Origin of the sequence: Streptomyces sp. NPDC087844 (assembly GCF_044742785.1) — a bacterium.
GTDB lineage: Bacteria > Actinomycetota > Actinomycetes > Streptomycetales > Streptomycetaceae > Streptomyces.
Genome location: NZ_JBIUVD010000007.1, coordinates 109,333 through 128,306 on the forward strand (window position 1 = coordinate 109,333; position 18,974 = coordinate 128,306).

11 protein-coding genes are annotated in these 18,974 nt (G+C 66.9%); 1 reads left to right on the forward strand and 10 read right to left on the reverse strand.

Annotated elements, in window-relative coordinates; translation table 11 throughout:
- Positions 1-198 precede the first annotated feature (198 nt).
- Positions 199-666 (forward strand): MarR family winged helix-turn-helix transcriptional regulator, encoded by a 468-nt coding sequence (locus ACIOKD_RS16380; protein WP_402083784.1) that lies wholly within the window; start codon positions 199-201, stop codon positions 664-666.
- 116 nt (positions 667-782) lie between these two features.
- On the opposite strand, the gene ACIOKD_RS16385 is transcribed toward ACIOKD_RS16380, so the two are convergent.
- From ACIOKD_RS16385 to rplJ, 10 genes are all read right to left on the reverse strand, one after another.
- A complete protein-coding gene (locus tag ACIOKD_RS16385) occupies positions 783-3,938 on the reverse strand; it encodes a glycosyl hydrolase 115 family protein (protein ID WP_402083787.1) in 3,156 nt (1,051 codons plus the stop codon).
- Between the two features lie 320 nt (positions 3,939-4,258).
- Entirely contained in the window at positions 4,259-5,452 is a 1,194-nt protein-coding gene (gene tuf, locus ACIOKD_RS16390; RefSeq protein WP_402083789.1) for an elongation factor Tu, read from the reverse strand.
- 169 nt (positions 5,453-5,621) lie between these two features.
- Positions 5,622-7,751 (reverse strand): elongation factor G, encoded by a 2,130-nt coding sequence (gene fusA / locus ACIOKD_RS16395; RefSeq protein WP_402083792.1) that lies wholly within the window; start codon positions 7,749-7,751, stop codon positions 5,622-5,624.
- 39 nt (positions 7,752-7,790) lie between these two features.
- Positions 7,791-8,261, reverse strand: coding sequence for a 30S ribosomal protein S7 (gene rpsG, locus ACIOKD_RS16400; protein WP_055517367.1), 471 nt, complete (start codon positions 8,259-8,261; stop codon positions 7,791-7,793).
- A 2-nt stretch (positions 8,262-8,263) separates the two neighbouring features.
- Positions 8,264-8,635: a 30S ribosomal protein S12 gene (gene rpsL / locus ACIOKD_RS16405; protein ID WP_050372972.1), complete on the reverse strand. Its 372-nt coding sequence runs from the start codon at positions 8,633-8,635 to the stop codon at positions 8,264-8,266.
- 291 nt (positions 8,636-8,926) lie between these two features.
- A complete protein-coding gene (locus tag ACIOKD_RS16410; RefSeq protein ID WP_402083796.1) occupies positions 8,927-9,484 on the reverse strand; it encodes a DUF1707 and DUF4190 domain-containing protein in 558 nt (185 codons plus the stop codon).
- Between the two features lie 216 nt (positions 9,485-9,700).
- Positions 9,701-13,600: a DNA-directed RNA polymerase subunit beta' gene (locus tag ACIOKD_RS16415; protein WP_402083798.1), complete on the reverse strand. Its 3,900-nt coding sequence runs from the start codon at positions 13,598-13,600 to the stop codon at positions 9,701-9,703.
- A gap of 102 nt (positions 13,601-13,702) precedes the next feature.
- Positions 13,703-17,188, reverse strand: a complete 3,486-nt coding sequence (gene rpoB, locus ACIOKD_RS16420) for a DNA-directed RNA polymerase subunit beta (RefSeq protein ID WP_402083801.1) — start codon at positions 17,186-17,188, stop codon at positions 13,703-13,705.
- A gap of 624 nt (positions 17,189-17,812) precedes the next feature.
- Positions 17,813-18,193, reverse strand: a complete 381-nt coding sequence (rplL, locus tag ACIOKD_RS16425) for a 50S ribosomal protein L7/L12 (protein WP_402083803.1) — start codon at positions 18,191-18,193, stop codon at positions 17,813-17,815.
- 110 nt (positions 18,194-18,303) lie between these two features.
- Positions 18,304-18,834: a 50S ribosomal protein L10 gene (gene rplJ, locus ACIOKD_RS16430; RefSeq protein WP_402083806.1), complete on the reverse strand. Its 531-nt coding sequence runs from the start codon at positions 18,832-18,834 to the stop codon at positions 18,304-18,306.
- Positions 18,835-18,974: the final 140 nt, after the last annotated feature.

The window sequence follows — 18,974 nt, forward strand, 5'->3', positions numbered from 1 at the left end:
GCCCGCAAGCCCGCAAGCTCACCGCAGGCTTACGCGTGCATCACCGCTACACACAAGCCGGCCCCAACCCCCACCCCCCTAGGGGCGCGGGGAACTGCGCAACCCGAGCCACGGCGGACCCGCACCCTACGAGCCAACGCCAGCCCTCCCGACCGGATACGCTCCGGACCGCCGCCCCCTGCCGCCCGAGGAGCAGCAATGACCGACCCCGCCCCCGCCCCCCCGAGCGCGGCGCGCGACGCACGCCTCAGCTACGCCATCTTCCAGCTCGCCCGCACCCACCGCGGCCACGCCGCCGCCATGCTCCGCGCCTTGAACCTGCATCCCGGGCAGGAACTGCTGCTGATGCAGCTCTTCGACCGCGACGAGCAGACGCAGTCCGAGCTTCTGGAGGGCGTCGGCCTCGATCACTCGACCGTCTCCAAGTCGCTGCGCCGCATGCAGGAGGCCGGACTCCTCATCCGGGAGCCGTCCGCCCATGACCGGCGCGTCCTGGTCGTCCGGCTGACCGACGCCGGCCGCGCCCTGCGCGCCCCCATCACCGAGGTGTGGCGGACGCTGGAAGAGATCTCCGTCCGAGAGCTGACAGCGGAGCAGATCGAGGCGTTCACCGCGTCCGCCTACACGATCGAGCAGTCGATCAAGGAACACGGCCACCAGGGCTGACCGAAGGCTCCGGGCCCAGGGCAGGCCGGCTGGTCGGCAGGTCGGCTGGTCGGCAGGTCGGCAGGTCGGCAGACCGGCAGACCGGCTCAGAACAAGGCGAGTTCAGGCGAGCGCGCTCAGAGCACGCGCCGGCTCTCCCGCGGCCCCAGATACGTAGGCGTCAACCCACCCGTGTCGATCACCAGCCGCTGCACCACCACCGTCGGGTCGACCGCCCAGAACTTCAGCCGGTGCACCCCCGCGGCCCCGATCGTGTGGCGCGTGGACGTGCGGTTGACGTTGTCCGATGTGTTGCGGGCCCACTCCACGTTCATCAGCCCGTCATCGGCCCCGGTCACCGCGTGGATGTCGACGATCTGCGGCGCGTCATCGTCGAACGAGACCCCGTACCGCAGCCCGGCGCCCGTCGACAGCGCCGGATTCCGCGGCGACAGATACGCCCACACCGTGACCGGCCCCACAGCCGCGGACGCGGACCCCGACCCCGACCCCGACAGCAGACTCACCTCGTACTCCAGCCGCGGTGACGAACCCCCCGGGGTCCAGCCGGGAGCCGTCACCGGCCACGGCGTCACGCCCGCGCCCGTACGCCCGATCCCGTCGATGCGCCGCCACGTCCCCACCGAGCGCGCGAAGTGCTCGGCGTCGACGGCGACGTAACCGCCCGCCTCGACGAATCCCCGCAGCCCGCGCGACGCACGTACCGACGGGTGCTCCGCGATCACCCCGACCTCCACCACCTCCCCCGCCCCCTCCACGGTCACCGACGCCTCCGTCCGCCCCCGCGGAGCCTTCGCCCAGTCCACCGTCAGCACGACCCGTACCTGCTCCCGGACCCGCCCCCGCGGCCGGTCGGCCACGAGCCACGGCACGGACGGCGTGATCCGGTAGTCGAAGGCCTTACGCCCCCGGTTGAACACCTCGATGTACTGGTCGGGCCGCGTCTGGTACGGACTGAACACCGGCAGCACAGCCGAAGCCGCCCCCGAACCCGCACCCGTCCCCGGCCCCGCACCCGGCCACCACCCCTCCGCCCCGTCCACCGCCACCCCCAACTCCGCCCCCGTCGGCACCTCGATCCGCTGCACCGCCGGGAAGATCTCGTCCGGCAGCGCCACGTTGTCCCGCTCGGGCTGCTGCCAGGGCGCGTTCGGGCCGTAGCGCTCCACATCCCCGTACCCGATGTGCGGCTGGGTCTGGAAGCCGCGCCATTTGCCGCCCGCCACCCGCGAGTTGAAGCGTTCGGCGAGTGCGAGGTCCCGGGCAAGACCCGCCTCCGCCTCGGCCGCGAGGCCGTTCGTCGCGGCCCGCCCCTGCCCGGCGTACAGCAGGTTCGTGAACTCCGCCGCCCGCAGCCCGTACAGGTTGGCCGTCGCCGCCACCTCGTACCCGACCAGCTCGAACCACGCGTCCTGGTCCGCGGCCGGCAGCCGTCGCCCGATCCGCGCCGCCTCCTCGCCCAGCCGCCGCCACTCCTCCGTGACCCGCTCCAGTTCACGGTGGCCGAAGTGGAACGGCGTCTGCTGGTCGTCGTACACGACCCGCCCGTCCACCAGCGTGATCCTGCGGTTCAGCAGCTCCGGCTTGCGCCGCGACTGGAGGCGCCCGTACGCCGCCAGCACCTCAGCGATCGCCTCCGCGGTGTCTCCCGACCGCGCGCCACCGAAGTTCTGCCGCGCATACCGCCGCTCCCACTCCCCCAGCCTCTCCAGCGGCCACCGCCCCGGGTCCCACGCGTAGTCGAGGAAGAACTCCGTCGGCAGCTCGTTGCCCTTCAGGTCACCGGCGTTCGTGACCCACAGCTCCCGGTTCCCGTACGCGATCGCCTGGTGGAGCTGGTCCCACAGGTTCGGCAGCGAAGCGGTGTCCACCCACTTGTAGTTGCGGCCGACGCCCACGTAGTCGAAGTGGTAGTAGAGCCCGTACCCACCGTCCCGCACCCCCTCCGCCGGATCCGGATGCTTGCGGATGTTGCCCCAGTTGTCGTCCGTCAGTACGACGGTCACGTCGTCCGGCGCCCGCAGCCCGCGGTCCCAGTAACGCTGGACCTCCTTGTAGAGCGTCCAGACCTGCGGGGTCTCGGCGGCAGAGCGGCCGGTGACGTCCTCGATGATCGACCGCTGCGTCGCGATGATCTCCCGCATCAGCTCCATGCCGTCGCCGTCCGGCAGACTGGTGTCCCCGTTGCCCCGCATGCCGAGGGTGACGACCCCCTCGAAGTCCTGGTCGACCATCCGCTCGATGCCGTCGCGCCAGTACGCCTTGACCGCGTCCGCGTTCCGCCGGAACGACCACTCGCCGGTGCCGCCGTACGGGTCCCGCCCCGGCGTCACGATGTTCCCCGCGCTGTCGCGCACCGCCGGCACGGCATGCCGGTTCCACTCCTCGATGCCCCGCATCATCGGCGCCTCATGAGACGTGCCCATGACAATCCCGTACGCCTTCGCCCGCGCGTGGTTCTCCGGGTCGTCCTCCGCGAACGCCCGCCCCCACACCGCCGGCCACAGACAGTTCGCCCTCAGCCGCAGCAGCACCTCGAAGACCTTGGCGTAGAAGTCCGCGGTGAAGCCGCCGGGGTGACCGGGAGCCTTCCCCGGCCCGAAGTACCCGGGCGCCCAGGTCCCCAGCGCCGGATTCTCGTCGTTGATGAAGACACCCCGGTACTTCACCGCCGGCGTGCCCTGACCGAAGCGCCCCCGCCGCACATACACCTCGCTCCGCCGCACCGGCCGCACGTCGCCCCACCAGTACCAGGGCGAGACCCCGATCCCGTACGAGACGTCGTACGCCCCGAAGATCGTGCCGCGCTGGTCGCTGCCGGCGATCACGAACGCCCGCTCCACCCCGGGCATCGGCCGTTCGACCACGGTCTGCAGCGAGGTCTCCCACCTGCCCCGGATCCCGCCGACGTCGAGCTTCCCGGCCGCGACGAGCCCGTCGATCAGCGGGCTGCGCCCGATCGTCCCCACCAGGACCACCTCGCGCGCGACCGAGTCCCCCGGCCGCACCCCCGTGACCCGCTCGATGTCGTCCCGCAGGTCACCGGCCACCCGTACGACTCCGGGGTGATCCTCCGCGCTGACCACGACCGGGGCACCCACGAGCCGAAAGGCCCCCGGCTCCGGCGAGAAGGAGATGTACGCGTCCCGGTCCGACGAGGTCCGTGACGCGCCCTGCGCCCACGCGACCCCCGACATGCCGGACAGTCCGGACAACGCGGGCAGCGCGGCCCCCGCGCCCAGAACGGTTCTACGGCTGACTCCTCCGGACATGCCACACCCCTCGAACGTGTCGTCCAGTCATCCCGCATGTGCTCGGCGACATGACAAACGGTGACGGGAGTGACCCCTGAGGGGAACGGGTCGTCACCGCCGAACACTTTCGTGACGAATCATTTCGACGCGCATCGCATGACAGAACGCACGGCAGCCTGGGACCACACCTGGGACCACACAGCCCTGGAACCACACACCCCTGAGACCGCACAGCAAAGGGCCCGTACGACCGAAGTCGTACGGGCCCTTCAGGAGCTCTTCGCGGAGCAGTACCGCTGTGGAGCTACCAGGCGTTCAAGCCCAGCAAGCAGCCGAGACTACTTGTTGATCTTGGTGACCTGGCCGGCGCCCACGGTCCGGCCACCCTCACGGATGGCGAACTTGAGGCCCTCCTCCATGGCGACGGGCTGGATGAGCGTGACGGTCATCTCAGTGTTGTCGCCCGGCATGACCATCTCCGTGCCCTCGGGGAGGGTCACAACACCGGTCACGTCAGTCGTACGGAAGTAGAACTGAGGACGGTAGTTGTTGAAGAACGGCGTGTGACGGCCACCCTCGTCCTTGGACAGGATGTACGACTGGGCCTGGAACTCGGTGTGCGGCGTGACCGAACCCGGCTTGATGATGACCTGGCCGCGCTCGACGTCCTCGCGCTTGATGCCACGGAGGAGCAGACCGACGTTCTCACCGGCCTGGCCCTCGTCGAGCAGCTTGCGGAACATCTCGATGCCGGTGACCGTGGTGGTGGTCTTCTCGGTCTTGATGCCGACGATGTCGACGGTCTCGTTGACCTTGAGGACACCACGCTCGATACGGCCGGTGACGACCGTACCGCGACCGGTGATCGTGAAGACGTCCTCGATGGGCATGAGGAACGGCTTCTCGACGTCACGCTCGGGCTGCGGGATGGACTCGTCGACGGCCTTCATCAGGTCGAGGACGGACTTGCCCCACTCGGCGTCGCCCTCAAGAGCCTTGAGCGCCGAGACCTTGACGACCGGAAGGTCGTCGCCCGGGAACTCGTACTCGGAGAGGAGCTCACGGACCTCAAGCTCGACGAGCTCCAGGATCTCCTCGTCGTCCACCATGTCGGCCTTGTTCAGCGCGACGACGATGTACGGAACGCCGACCTGGCGGGCCAGGAGCACGTGCTCCTTGGTCTGCGGCATCGGGCCGTCCGTGGCGGCGACGACGAGGATGGCGCCGTCCATCTGCGCCGCACCCGTGATCATGTTCTTGATGTAGTCCGCGTGACCGGGGCAGTCGACGTGCGCGTAGTGACGCGTCTCCGTCTGGTACTCGACGTGCGCGATCGAGATCGTGATACCGCGCTGGCGCTCTTCGGGAGCCTTGTCGATCTGGTCGAAGGCCGAGGCCTCGTTCAGGTCCGGGTACGCGTCGTGCAGCACCTTGGTAATGGCGGCCGTGAGGGTCGTCTTACCGTGGTCGATGTGACCGATGGTGCCGATGTTGACGTGCGGCTTAGTCCGCTCGAACTTTGCCTTCGCCACTGAATCCTCCTGCGGAGTGGTTCTGGTACGCCTTACTCATCGGCGCCAGGTGATCTTTGCTGGGATGCCGTCCGCCGGGATCCGTCCCGGGCCGGGACGATCTCTCGTCGCCTGCCGGTTTGGATCCCCGCCGGTCGGTGTCAAGCCTAAAGCGTGTAAACGCTGTGTGTTACTCGCCCTTGGCCTTCGCGATGATCTCCTCGGCGACGTTCCGGGGAACCTCGGCGTAGGAGTCGAACTGCATCGAGTAGCTTGCGCGACCCGAGGTCTTGCTGCGGAGGTCGCCGACGTAGCCGAACATCTCCGAGAGGGGCACGAGGCCCTTCACGACGCGGGCACCGGCACGCTCCTCCATGGCCTGGATCTGGCCACGGCGGGAGTTGATGTCGCCGATGACCTCACCCATGTAGTCCTCGGGCGTGGTGACCTCGACGGCCATCATCGGCTCAAGGAGCACGGGGCTGGCCCTGCGCGCACCTTCCTTGAATGCCTGCGAACCGGCAATCTTGAAGGCGAGCTCGGAGGAGTCGACCTCGTGGTAGGCACCGTCGAGAAGCGTGATGCGGACACCCGTCATCTCGTACCCGGCGAGGATGCCGAACTGCATGGCCTCCTGCGCACCGGCGTCCACCGACGGGATGTACTCCCGCGGGATACGGCCACCGGTCACCTTGTTCACGAACTCGTACGCCGGGCCGTCGGCCTCGGTGATGGGCTCGATCGCGATCTGCACCTTGGCGAACTGACCGGTACCACCGGTCTGCTTCTTGTGGGTGTAGTCCACGCGCTCGACGGCCTTGCGGATCGTCTCACGGTAGGCGACCTGCGGCTTACCGACGTTGGCCTCGACCTTGAACTCACGGCGCATACGGTCGACCAGCACCTCAAGGTGCAGCTCGCCCATACCACCGATGATGGTCTGGCCGGTCTCCTCGTCCGAGTGAACCTGGAAGGAGGGGTCCTCCTCCGCGAGACGCTGGATGGCTACACCCAGCTTCTCCTGGTCACCCTTGGACTTGGGCTCGATGGCGACCTGAATGACCGGCGCCGGGAAGTCCATGGACTCCAGGATGACCGGGTTCTTGTCGTCGGAGAGCGTCTCACCGGTGGTGGTCTGCTTCAGGCCCATCACGGCGACGATGTCGCCGGCGCCCACCGCCTCGATCTCCTCACGCTTGTTCGCGTGCATGCGGTAGATCTTGCCGATGCGCTCCTTCTTGCCCTTGACGGAGTTCAGCACGGCAGTGCCGGACACCAGGCGGCCCGAGTACACCCGGACGAAGGTGAGCTTGCCCAGGTGCGGGTCGCTCATGATCTTGAACGCGAGGGCGGACAGCGGCTCGTCCACGGACGGCTTGCGCTTGATGACGACCTCGGGGTCCTTCACGTCGTGGCCCTCGATGGCCTCGACGTCAAGCGGGGTCGGCAGGTAGCGCACGACCGCGTCGAGCAGGGGCTGGACGCCCTTGTTCTTGAACGCGGTGCCACAGAACACCGGGGTGATCGTGACGTCGTTGGACTTGCCGGACGCGATGGTGATGCGACGGATCGCGGCGTACAGCTGCTCCTCGGAAGGCTCTTCGCCCTCCAGGTACAGCTCCATGATCTCTTCGTCGTTCTCCGCGACGGCCTCGACGAGCTTGCCGCGGTACTCCTCGGCAGCCTCGGCGTGCGTGGCCGGGATGTCGACGACGTCGTACATCTCGCCCTTGGCGGCCTCGACGGGCCACACGAACGCCTTCATGGTGACGAGGTCGACGACGCCCTTGAAGTCGGCCTCGGCACCGATCGGAAGCTGCATGACCAGCGGCAGCGCACCAAGGCGGTCCGAGATCATGTCGACGCAGCGGTGGAACTCCGCGCCGGTCCGGTCGAGCTTGTTCACGAAGCAGATGCGCGGCACGCCGTAACGGTCGGCCTGACGCCACACCGTCTCGGACTGCGGCTCGACACCCGCGACACCGTCGAACACCGTGACCGCACCGTCGAGGACGCGGAGCGAACGCTCCACCTCGACCGTGAAGTCCACGTGCCCCGGGGTGTCGATGATGTTGATGGTGTAGTCGTTGTCGTCGAGCGGCCAGTGACAGGTGGTCGCAGCAGAGGTGATCGTGATGCCACGCTCCTGCTCCTGCTCCATCCAGTCCATGGTCGCGGCGCCGTCGTGGACTTCACCGATCTTGTAGCTGACGCCGGTGTAGAAGAGGATCCGCTCGGTGGTGGTCGTCTTACCCGCGTCGATATGCGCCATGATCCCGATGTTGCGGACCCTGGCCAGGTCAAGTGAAGTGGTAGCCATAAGGCTTCGGTCTTCTCTCGGTCTCGATGTGGGTGACGACTACCAGCGGTAGTGCGCGAAGGCCTTGTTGGACTCGGCCATCTTGTGGGTGTCCTCGCGCTTCTTCACAGCGGCACCGAGGCCGTTGGACGCGTCGAGAAGCTCGTTGAGCAGACGCTCGGTCATGGTCTTCTCGCGACGGGCGCGGGAGTAACCGACCAGCCAGCGCAGCGCGAGCGTGCTGGCACGACCGGGCTTGACCTCGATCGGGACCTGGTACGTCGCACCGCCGACTCGGCGGGACTTGACCTCAAGGGTCGGCTTGATGTTCTCCAGAGCGCGCTTGAGCGTGATGACCGGGTCGTTGCCGGTCTTCTCGCGCAGGCCCTCCATGGCGCCGTAAACGATGCGCTCGGCGGTGGAGCGCTTTCCGTTCATCAGCACCTTGTTGATGAGCGACGTGACAAGAGGAGAACCATAGACCGGGTCGATGATGACCGGGCGCTTCGGGGCGGGGCCCTTACGAGGCATTTCTACTTCTCCTTCTTGGCGCCGTAGCGGCTGCGGGCCTGCTTGCGGTTCTTGACACCCTGGGTGTCGAGCGAACCCCGGATGATCTTGTAGCGAACACCGGGCAGGTCCTTCACACGGCCGCCGCGCACGAGCACGATCGAGTGCTCCTGCAGGTTGTGTCCCTCGCCCGGAATGTAGGCGGTGACCTCGATCCCGCTGGTCAGACGCACACGCGCGACCTTACGCAGGGCCGAGTTCGGCTTCTTCGGGGTGGTCGTGAACACACGCGTGCACACACCGCGACGCTGGGGCGAACCCTCAAGCGCGGGCGTCATGTTCTTCTTGACCTTGTCTTGCCGGCCATTCCGGACCAGCTGCTGGATCGTAGGCACTACTTCTCCGGTTTCTGTGTGCCGAATGGTGAAGCTAACCTGGAACACCGCCGACCCACGCGGTCGGGTGTGTCGAACACTGCGGATTCCCGCCGCGAGGCGGGAGGGGCGCAGATTGCGGTGGCCGGTGTTGACTCCCCTAGTGCGGTTGAAGGCACGCACGGGAGCCAGGGCACACCCCAGGCACAAGGTCTGAGCGTACCTACCTCATGAGCTGCGGTCAAAACAAATGGACCGCACCGGCATCCCTGAGCGGACCATGCCAGGCCGCAGCCCCTTGCGCGATCTTCGTCAGGCCGTCACCACAGCGACGAACAGCAAGGTCACCAGCAGCGCCCAGCCCACGGTGGACAGCCAGCCGAAGACCAGTCCCGTGAGCGCGAGACCTTCGCCACCCTCCCCGGTGCGCCGCATCTCGGAGCGGGCGCTGTGGCCCAGGATCACCGCGGGAATCCCGGTGAGCCCGACGGTCACCAGACAGAGCACCCCGCAGATCGCCGCCCCGACGGCCTTCTCGTTCGTCTTGGGCGGCACGGAGACGGGCAGGAACGTCCGCGGCACGGGCCCAGAGGCCGCCGGAAGCGGTACGGGCCCCTGCGGGAGGTCGGAGACCAGAAGGGCCAGCTCGCCCACCGTACGGGCCGCGTAGGCCCGCGCCACCCGCTTCTCGAACTCGGGCTGCTGCATCCGCCCCTCGCCGAACCCGGCTCTGAGCACGTCCACGGCCCGCTCCCGATCGGCGGTGGACGCGAGCATCGAGTGCCCGGCGGCCTGCTGCTCCTGCCAGGCACGCGGCTGATTCCATCCCTGCCCCGACTGCCCCGGCTGCCACGGCGACGGATACGACACGGGAGCACCTCCCCCGACGACTGGGTCTCCACGGATCTCCATCATGCTTCAACGCGGCAATACGGGCACAGGTTCCCGCAGCACTCATGTCAGGAAATCCCCGACGCGGCGAAGGCCGGCCGGCCGCCCCCGGAACGCCGCCGGGAACGCCGAAGGGCGGCCACCCCGAAAGGTGACCGCCCCTCTGCACTCAAGCGCCCTGTTCAGGCGACCCGCCTACTGGTTGTACGGACCGTAGTCGTAGTCCTCCAGCGGAACGGCCTGGCCGGAGCCCGTGCCGAACGGCGAGTAGTCGATGTCGTCGTAGCCGACGGCCGAGTACATCGCGGCCTTGGCCTCCTCGGTCGGCTCGACCCGGATGTTGCGGTAGCGGGACAGACCCGTACCGGCCGGGATGAGCTTACCGATGATGACGTTCTCCTTGAGGCCGATCAGGGAGTCGGACTTGGCGTTGATCGCCGCGTCCGTCAGAACCCTGGTCGTCTCCTGGAAGGACGCCGCCGACAGCCACGACTCGGTGGCGAGCGAGGCCTTGGTGATACCCATCAGCTGCGGACGGCCGGAGGCCGGGTGGCCGCCTTCCTGCACCACACGACGGTTCTCGGTCTCGAACTTCGACCGCTCGACGAGCTCGCCGGGCAGCAGCTCCGCGTCGCCCGACTCGATGATCGTCACACGGCGCAGCATCTGCCGGATGATGATCTCGATGTGCTTGTCGTGGATCGACACGCCCTGCGAGTTGTAGACCCGCTGGACCTCTCCGACCAGGTGGACCTGGACGGCACGCTGACCCAGGATGCGCAGCACGTCGTGCGGGTTGGTGGCACCCACGGTGAGCTTCTGGCCCACCTCGACGTGCTCGCCCTCGCTGACCAGGAGTCGGGCACGCTTCGAGATCGGGAACGCCGTCTCTTCGCTGCCGTCGTCCGGAGTGACGACCAGCTTCTTGGTCTTCTCAGTCTCCTCGATCCGCACGCGGCCGGAGGCCTCGGAGATCGGGGCGACACCCTTCGGCGTACGAGCCTCGAAGAGCTCGACGACACGGGGCAGACCCTGGGTGATGTCGTCACCGGCCACACCACCGGTGTGGAAGGTACGCATCGTCAGCTGGGTGCCGGGCTCACCGATGGACTGGGCGGCGATGATGCCGACCGCCTCACCGATGTCGACCAGCTTGCCGGTGGCCAGCGAACGGCCGTAGCACATGGCGCAGGTACCGACGGCGGACTCGCAGGTCAGGACCGAGCGGGTCTTGACCTCCTTGATGCCGTGCTTGACGAGCTCGTCGATGAGGACGTCGCCGAGGTCGGTGTTGGCCGGGGCCAGCACCCGCCCGTCGACGGTGATGTCCTCGGCCAGCGCACGTGCGTACACGCTGGTCTCGACGTTCTCCGCCTTGCGCAGGACGCCGTCGGCGCCCAGCTCGGCGATCTCCAGACGCAGACCGCGGTCGGTGCCGCAGTCCTCCTCGCGGATGATGACGTCCTGCGAGACGTCCACCAGACGACGGGTGAGGTAACCCGAGTCGGCGGTACGCAGGGCGGTGTCCGCCAGACCCTTACGGGCACCGTGCGTGGAGATGAAGTACTCCAGGACGGACAGGCCCTCACGGAAGGACGCCTTGATGGGACGAGGGATCGTCTCGTTCTTGGCGTTCGACACCAGACCACGCATACCCGCGATCTGACGCATCTGCATCATGTTTCCGCGAGCACCGGAGTTCACCATCATCGAGACCGGGTTGGTCTTCGGGAAGTTCGCGTTCATCGCCTCGGCAACCTCGTTGGTCGCCTTGGTCCAGATCGCGATGAGCTCCTGCGTGCGCTCGTCCTTGGTGATGAGACCGCGCTCGTACTGCTTCTGGACCTTCTCGTCCTGGTCCTCGTAGCCCTTGACGATCGCGCGCTTCGCGTCGGGAACGACGATGTCGGAGATGGCCACGGTGACGCCGGAACGGGTCGCCCAGAAGAAGCCGGAGGCCTTCAGGTTGTCGAGCGTCGCCGCCACGATGACCTTGGGGTACCGCTCGGCGAGGTCGTTGACGATCTCGGAGAGCTGCTTCTTGCCGACCTCGTAGTCGACGAACGGGTAGTCCTCGGGCAGCAGCTCGTTGAAGAGCGCGCGGCCCAGGGTGGTGTTCAGGCGGAAGGTGTCACCCTGCTGCCACTCCGGGTCGCCCTCCTCGCGGGCCGGCGGGGTCCAGCCGCGCGGCGGGATGGTGCCCACCGGGAAGCGGATGTCCACGCGCGACTGCAGCGAGAGCTCGCCGGCGTCGAACGCCATGATCGCCTCGGCCGTGGAGCCGAAGGACCGGCCCTCGCCCTTGACGTCCCGCAGCTCGCCGTCGGTGGTGAGGAAGAACAGACCGAGGACCATGTCCTGGGTCGGCATCGTCACCGGACGGCCGTCGGCGGGCTTGAGGATGTTGTTCGAGGACAGCATCAGGATGCGGGCCTCGGCCTGCGCCTCCGCGGAGAGCGGAAGGTGCACGGCCATCTGGTCACCGTCGAAGTCCGCGTTGAACGCGGTGCAGACGAGCGGGTGGATCTGGATGGCCTTGCCCTCGACCAGCTGGGGCTCGAAGGCCTGGATGCCGAGGCGGTGCAGGGTGGGAGCACGGTTCAGCAGAACCGGGTGCTCGGCGATGACCTCTTCGAGGACGTCGTACACGACCGTGCGGCCGCGCTCCACCATGCGCTTGGCGCTCTTGATGTTCTGCGCGTGGTTCAGGTCCACCAGGCGCTTCATCACGAACGGCTTGAAGAGCTCCAGCGCCATCGCCTTCGGCAGACCGCACTGGTGCAGCTTGAGCTGCGGACCGACGACGATCACGGAACGCGCGGAGTAGTCCACGCGCTTGCCGAGCAGGTTCTGACGGAAACGACCCTGCTTGCCCTTGAGCATGTCGCTCAGGGACTTCAGCGGGCGGTTGCCGGGACCGGTGACCGGGCGACCACGACGACCGTTGTCGAAGAGGGCGTCCACGGCCTCCTGGAGCATGCGCTTCTCGTTGTTCACGATGATCTCGGGCGCGCCGAGGTCGAGAAGCCGCTTCAGACGGTTGTTGCGGTTGATCACACGGCGGTACAGGTCGTTCAGGTCGGAGGTCGCGAAGCGGCCACCGTCCAGCTGCACCATCGGGCGAAGGTCCGGCGGGATGACCGGGACGCAGTCGAGAACCATGCCCTTGGGGCTGTTGGAGGTCTGCAGGAAGGCAGACACGACCTTCAGCCGCTTCAGCGCACGGGTCTTCTTCTGGCCCTTGCCGGTACGGATGATCTCGCGGAGGCGCTCGGCCTCCTCGTTGAGGTCGAAGGACTCCAGGCGCTTCTGCAGCGCCGCGGCACCCATCGAACCGTCGAAGTACGTACCGAAACGGTCCCGCAGCTCGCGGTAGAGCAGCTCGTCACCTTCGAGGTCCTGGACCTTGAGGTTCTTGAAGCGGGTCCACACCTCGTCGAGACGGTCGATCTCGCGCTGCGCACGGTCGCGCAGCTGCTTCATCTCGCGCTCGGCACCTTCGCGCACCTTGCGGCGCACGTCGGCCTTGGCACCCTCGGCCTCAAGCTCGGCCAGGTCGGTCTCAAGCTTCTTGGCGCGGGCCTCAAGGTCGGAGTCGCGACGGTTCTCGACCTGCTGACGCTCGACGGAGACGTGCGCCTCCAGCGAGGGCAGGTCACGCGTACGACGCTCGTCGTCCACGTACGTGATCATGTACGCGGCGAAGTAGATGACCTTTTCGAGGTCCTTCGGGGCGAGGTCGAGCAGGTAGCCAAGACGCGACGGAACGCCCTTGAAGTACCAGATGTGGGTGACGGGAGCGGCAAGCTCGATGTGACCCATCCGCTCACGACGCACCTTGGCGCGAGTGACCTCGACGCCGCAGCGCTCGCAGATGATGCCCTTGAAGCGGACGCGCTTGTACTTACCGCAGTAGCACTCCCAGTCCCGGGTCGGACCGAAGATCTTCTCGCAGAAGAGTCCGTCCTTTTCGGGCTTGAGGGTGCGGTAGTTGATGGTCTCCGGCTTCTTGACCTCACCGTGGGACCACTGACGAATGTCGTCAGCGGTAGCAAGGCCGATCCGCAGCTCGTCGAAGAAGTTGACGTCGAGCACTTGTCGTCAATCCCTCTTTCGGGGGTCGATTCTTCACTGGTCTGACTGGGGTCCGGGGTTGGTTAGCCGGGGCTCGTGTTCAGCGAGCCCCGGCCAGACCCGTCAGACCTCTTCGACGCTGCTCGGCTCACGCCGGGACAGGTCGATACCGAGCTCTTCCGCGGCGCGGAAGACGTCCTCGTCCGTGTCGCGCATCTCGATGGACATGCCGTCCGAGGACAGCACCTCCACGTTGAGGCAGAGCGACTGCATTTCCTTGATGAGCACCTTGAAGGACTCGGGAATGCCGGGCTCAGGAATGTTCTCGCCCTTGACGATGGCCTCGTAGACCTTCACGCGGCCGGTCACGTCGTCGGACTTGATGGTCAGCAGTTCCTGGAGGGCGTAAGCGGCGCCATAAGCCTCCAGCGCCCACACCTCCATCTCACCGAATCGCTGGCCACCGAACTGGGCCTTACCACCCAGCGGCTGCTGGGTGATCATCGAGTACGGACCGGTCGAGCGGGCGTGCAGCTTGTCGTCGACCAGGTGGTGCAGCTTGAGGATGTACATGTAGCCGACCGAGACCGGCTCCGGGAACGGCTCGCCGGAGCGGCCGTCGAACATCCTCGCCTTGCCGGTCGGGAGGACCATGCGGTCACCGTCGCGGTTCGGGATGGTGTGCTGCAGCAGACCCGCGAGCTCGTCCTCACGCGCACCGTCGAAGACGGGGGTGGCGACGTTCGTACCCGGGTCGACCTTGTCGGCCCCGATGCTCTGCAGTCGCTGCGCCCACTCCTCGGCGATCCCGGAGACGTCCCAGCCGCGGCTGGCGAGCCAGCCGAGGTGGATCTCCAGGACCTGTCCCGGGTTCATTCGGGACGGGACACCCAGCGGGTTGAGGATGATGTCGACGGCCGTGCCGTCCTCCAGGAACGGCATGTCCTCGATCGGAAGGATCTTGGAGATGACGCCCTTGTTGCCGTGCCGGCCGGCGAGCTTGTCGCCGTCCGTGATCTTGCGCTTCTGCGCCACGTAGACCCGAACCAGCTGGTTCACGCCCGGCGGCAGCTCGTCGCCCTCTTCACGGTCGAAGACGCGGACGCCGATGACCTTGCCGATCTCGCCGTGCGGCACCTTCAGCGAGGTGTCGCGCACCTCGCGCGCCTTCTCACCGAAGATCGCGCGGAGCAGGCGCTCCTCCGGGGTCAGCTCGGTCTCACCCTTGGGCGTGACCTTGCCGACCAGGATGTCACCGGCGACGACCTCGGCACCGATACGGATGATGCCGCGCTCGTCGAGGTCGGCGAGGACCTCCTCGGAGACGTTCGGGATGTCCCGGGTGATCTCCTCGGGGCCGAGCTTGGTGTCACGGGCGTCGACCTCGTGCTCCTCGATGTGGATCGAGGAGAGGACGTCGTCCTGCACGAGGCGCTGCGACAGGATGATCGCGTCCTCGTAGTTGTGACCCTCCCACGGCATGAAGGCGACGAGCAGGTTCTTGCCCAGCGCCATCTCGCCTTCCTGGGTGGCCGGACCGTCGGCGAGGACCTGGTCCTCGACGACCCGGTCGCCCTCGTCCACGACGACCTTCTGGTTGACCGAGGTCCCCTGGTTGGAGCGGGAGAACTTGGCCACCCGATAGGTGTTGTAGGTGCCGTCGTCGTTGGCCACCGTGACGTAGTCCGCGGAGACCTCCTGGACCACACCGGTCTTCTCGGCCTTGATGACGTCACCGGCGTCGACGGCGCAGCGATACTCCATGCCCGTACCGACGAGGGGAGCCTCGGCGGTGATCAGCGGCACGGCCTGGCGCATCATGTTCGCGCCCATGAGGGCACGGTTGGCGTCGTCGTGCTCCAGGAACGGGATCATGGCGGTCGCGACCGACACCATCTGGCGCGGCGAGACGTCCATGTAGTCGACGTCGTCACCGGGGACGTAGTCGACCTCTCCGCCACGACGGCGGACCAGGACCCGGGTCTCGGAGAACCGCATATCGTCGTTGAGCAGGGCGTTGGCCTGCGCGATGACGAAGCGGTCCTCCTCGTCGGCGGTCAGGTAGTCGACCTCGTCGGTGACGACACCGGAGGTGACCCGTCGGTACGGCGTCTCGACGAAGCCGAACGCGTTGACCCGGCCGTAGGAGGCGAGCGAGCCGATCAGGCCGATGTTCGGGCCTTCGGGGGTCTCGATCGGACACATGCGGCCGTAGTGCGAGGGGTGCACGTCACGGACCTCGAAGCCGGCCCGCTCACGGGAGAGACCACCCGGGCCAAGAGCCGACAGACGGCGCTTGTGGGTGAGACCCGACAGCGGGTTGTTCTGGTCCATGAACTGCGACAGCTGGCTGGTGCCGAAGAACTCCTTGATGGAGGCGACGACCGGCCGGATGTTGATCAGGGTCTGCGGCGTGATCGCCTCGACGTCCTGGGTCGTCATGCGCTCGCGGACGACTCGCTCCATACGCGCCAGACCCGTACGGACCTGGTTCTGGATGAGCTCGCCCACGTTGCGCAGACGGCGGTTGCCGAAGTGGTCGATGTCGTCGGTCTCGACGACGATCGAGGCGCCGTTGGGGCCGACGGTCTCGGTCTCACCGGCGTGCAGCTTCACCAGGTACTTGATCGACGAGATGATGTCCTCGACGGTCAGGATCCCGGCGTCGAGCGGGGCCTCGCTGCCCAGCTTCTTGTTCACCTTGTAGCGGCCGACCTTCGCGAGGTCGTAGCGCTTCGGGTTGAAGTAGAGGTTCTCAAGCAGCGTCTGCGCGGCCTCACGGGTCGGGGGCTCGCCCGGACGCAGCTTGCGGTAGATGTCGAGCAGTGCGTCGTCCTGGCCCTGGGTGTGGTCCTTCTCCAGGGTGGCGCGCATGGATTCGTACTCGCCGAACTCCTCCAGGATCTGCTCGGTCGTCCAACCGAGAGCCTTGAGCAGGACGGTGACGGACTGCTTGCGCTTGCGGTCGATGCGGACACCGACCATGTCGCGCTTGTCGATCTCCATCTCCAGCCAGGCACCCCGGGACGGGATGACCTTGGAGGAGAAGATGTCCTTGTCGGACGTCTTGTCGATGGAGGAGTCGAAGTAGACACCCGGCGAACGGACCAGCTGCGACACCACGACACGCTCGGTGCCGTTGATGACGAAGGTGCCCTTGTTCGTCATGAGCGGGAAATCACCCATGAAGACGGTCTGGGACTTGATCTCGCCGGTCTCGTTGTTGGTGAACTCGGCGGTGACGAAGAGCGGTGCGGCGAACGTGAAGTCGCGCTCCTTGCACTCGTCGATCGAGTTCTTGGGAGGCTCGAAGCGGTGGTCGCGGAACGTCAGGGACATCGACCCTGAGAAGTCCTCGATCGGGGAGATCTCCTCGAAGATCTCCTCCAGACCGGACTTCCTGGGGACGTCCTGTCCACTGTCCAGAGCCGCCTCGACACGAGCCTTCCACGCGTCGTTGCCGAGCAGCCAGTCAAAACTTTCGGTCTGCAGCGCAAGAAGGTTCGGAACCTCAAGGGGCTCCTTGATCTTTGCAAAGGAGATGCGCAGCGGTGCGGTGCTGGCGCCGTTGTTCGTATTCGCGGTCGAGGCAGTGCGCGAGGCGGCCAAGAGGGGGTCCTTCCGAGGGCTCGGACTCACTACGCGCGTACCGGTCCCAAGCGGGGCACCAGGAGGGTCATCTCCCGAACCGGTCGAATACGACCAGGTCAGAGTCAGTTCCATCCACAGTGCTCAAGCGAGGGTATGCCCCTGGTGACGGGCAGGAGGCAGCTAACAGGCAGCGCAAAGGGTCAGTGTAGCCACTAGGCCCACTGATGTCCAGTGCGGGTTTTTGAAGACCCTCGTTGTTCTCAACCCCTGCTGCAAGCCACGCCCTCGATGCACATCGATACTGCCCTCTTCGCCGCCGATCCATGCCTCGGATCCGGATCGTTGTGACGACGCGTCCTGAGAATTGCGCGCCGCGTGCGGTTCGTCAAGGCCCCCCATGCCCGAACCGGGTGCTGCCACCGTCACTTGCAACCTGTCTTGCAGCCCGTCACGGGCGGCTGGAGGCACGAACCAAGATCACCATACTCGTCGCGACCCACAGCACAAGGCAGTCGCCGCACGGCCCCCTCGAACGCCGAAGAGCGACCACCCAGATGGGTGATCGCTCTTCGGTGCGTCAGCGTTACACCGCTACGAAAGCGGCTCTACGCGGCCCGCAGGAGTCCTGGCGGACTCGTCGGGTCACTTGACCTCGACGGAGGCGCCGGCGGTCTTGAGGGACTCGGCAGCCTTCTCCGCGGCGGCCTTGTCGACCTTCTCCAGGACGGGCTTCGGAGCGCCGTCGACGAGGTCCTTGGCCTCCTTCAGACCGAGCGAGGTCAGCTCACGCACGACCTTGATGACCTGGATCTTCTTCTCGCCGGCACCCGTGAGGATGACGTCGAACTCGTCCTGCTCGGCCTCGGCCTCGACCGGGGCGGCAGCGGCGGCGGGGCCGGCGGCGACCGCGGCGGCGGCGGTGACGTCGAACTTCTCCTCGAAGGCCTTCACGAACTCGGAGAGCTCGATGAGGGTGAGGTTCTCGAACTGCGCGAGCAGCTCTTCCTGGGACAGCTTCGCCATGATGGCGTCCTTCCACTAATTCGGCAGGTGCCGGGATGTACTGGTGAGGCGGGCGTACGTTCGGCCCGCTGTGACCGTCGCCTCAGGCGGCGGTCAGTGCGCGAGCCGAGTTACTCGGCACCGCCCTGCTCTTCGAGCTTGACGCGAAGCGCCTCCGCGGTGCGGACGAACTTCGACGGGAGCGCCTGGAAGAGGGAGGCAGCCTGGGACTGCTTGCCCTTCATGGCACCCGCCAGCTTGGAGAGCAGAACCTCGCGGGACTCAAGGTCCGCAAGCTTCTTGATCTCGTCGGCGGACAGCGCCTTGCCGTCAAGGACACCGCCCTTGATGACGAGGTTGGGGTTGTCCTTGGCGAAGTCACGAAGACCCTTCGCCGACGTCACCGGGTCACCGGTGATGAAGGCAACCGCTGTCGGACCGTTGAACAGGTCGTCGAGCGTGGAGATCCCGGCCTCGTTGGCCGCGATCTTGGTCAGCGTGTTCTTCACCACGGCGTACTGGGCGTCTTCACCGAGCGAACGACGCAGCGTCTTGAGCTGCGCCACGGTGAGACCCCGGTACTCGGTCAGCACAGCGGCGTTCGAGCTACGGAACTGGTCCGCGAGCTCGGCTACCGCGGCAGCCTTGTCGGGCCTTGCCATAAGCGTGGCCTCCTTCCGGGTGATGAGGACCGCTCAGAAGGAGACTGGGAAAACGAAACGCCCCGGCGCAGGAGCACGGGGCGTGGCTCTACCTGACGGAATCCGTACGAAGTACGGGACTGTCCGGGAGCTCATCCACA

Coding starts and splice junctions, on each gene's coding strand:
- rplJ (WP_402083806.1), bottom strand. CDS start 18,834: ATGGCAAGGCCCGACAAGGCTGCCGCGGTAGCCGAGCTCGCGGACCAG.
- fusA (WP_402083792.1), bottom strand. CDS start 7,751: ATGGCTACCACTTCACTTGACCTGGCCAGGGTCCGCAACATCGGGATC.
- rpsG (WP_055517367.1), bottom strand. CDS start 8,261: ATGCCTCGTAAGGGCCCCGCCCCGAAGCGCCCGGTCATCATCGACCCG.
- rplL (WP_402083803.1), bottom strand. CDS start 18,193: ATGGCGAAGCTGTCCCAGGAAGAGCTGCTCGCGCAGTTCGAGAACCTC.
- ACIOKD_RS16380 (WP_402083784.1), top strand. CDS start 199: ATGACCGACCCCGCCCCCGCCCCCCCGAGCGCGGCGCGCGACGCACGC.
- ACIOKD_RS16385 (WP_402083787.1), bottom strand. CDS start 3,938: ATGTCCGGAGGAGTCAGCCGTAGAACCGTTCTGGGCGCGGGGGCCGCG.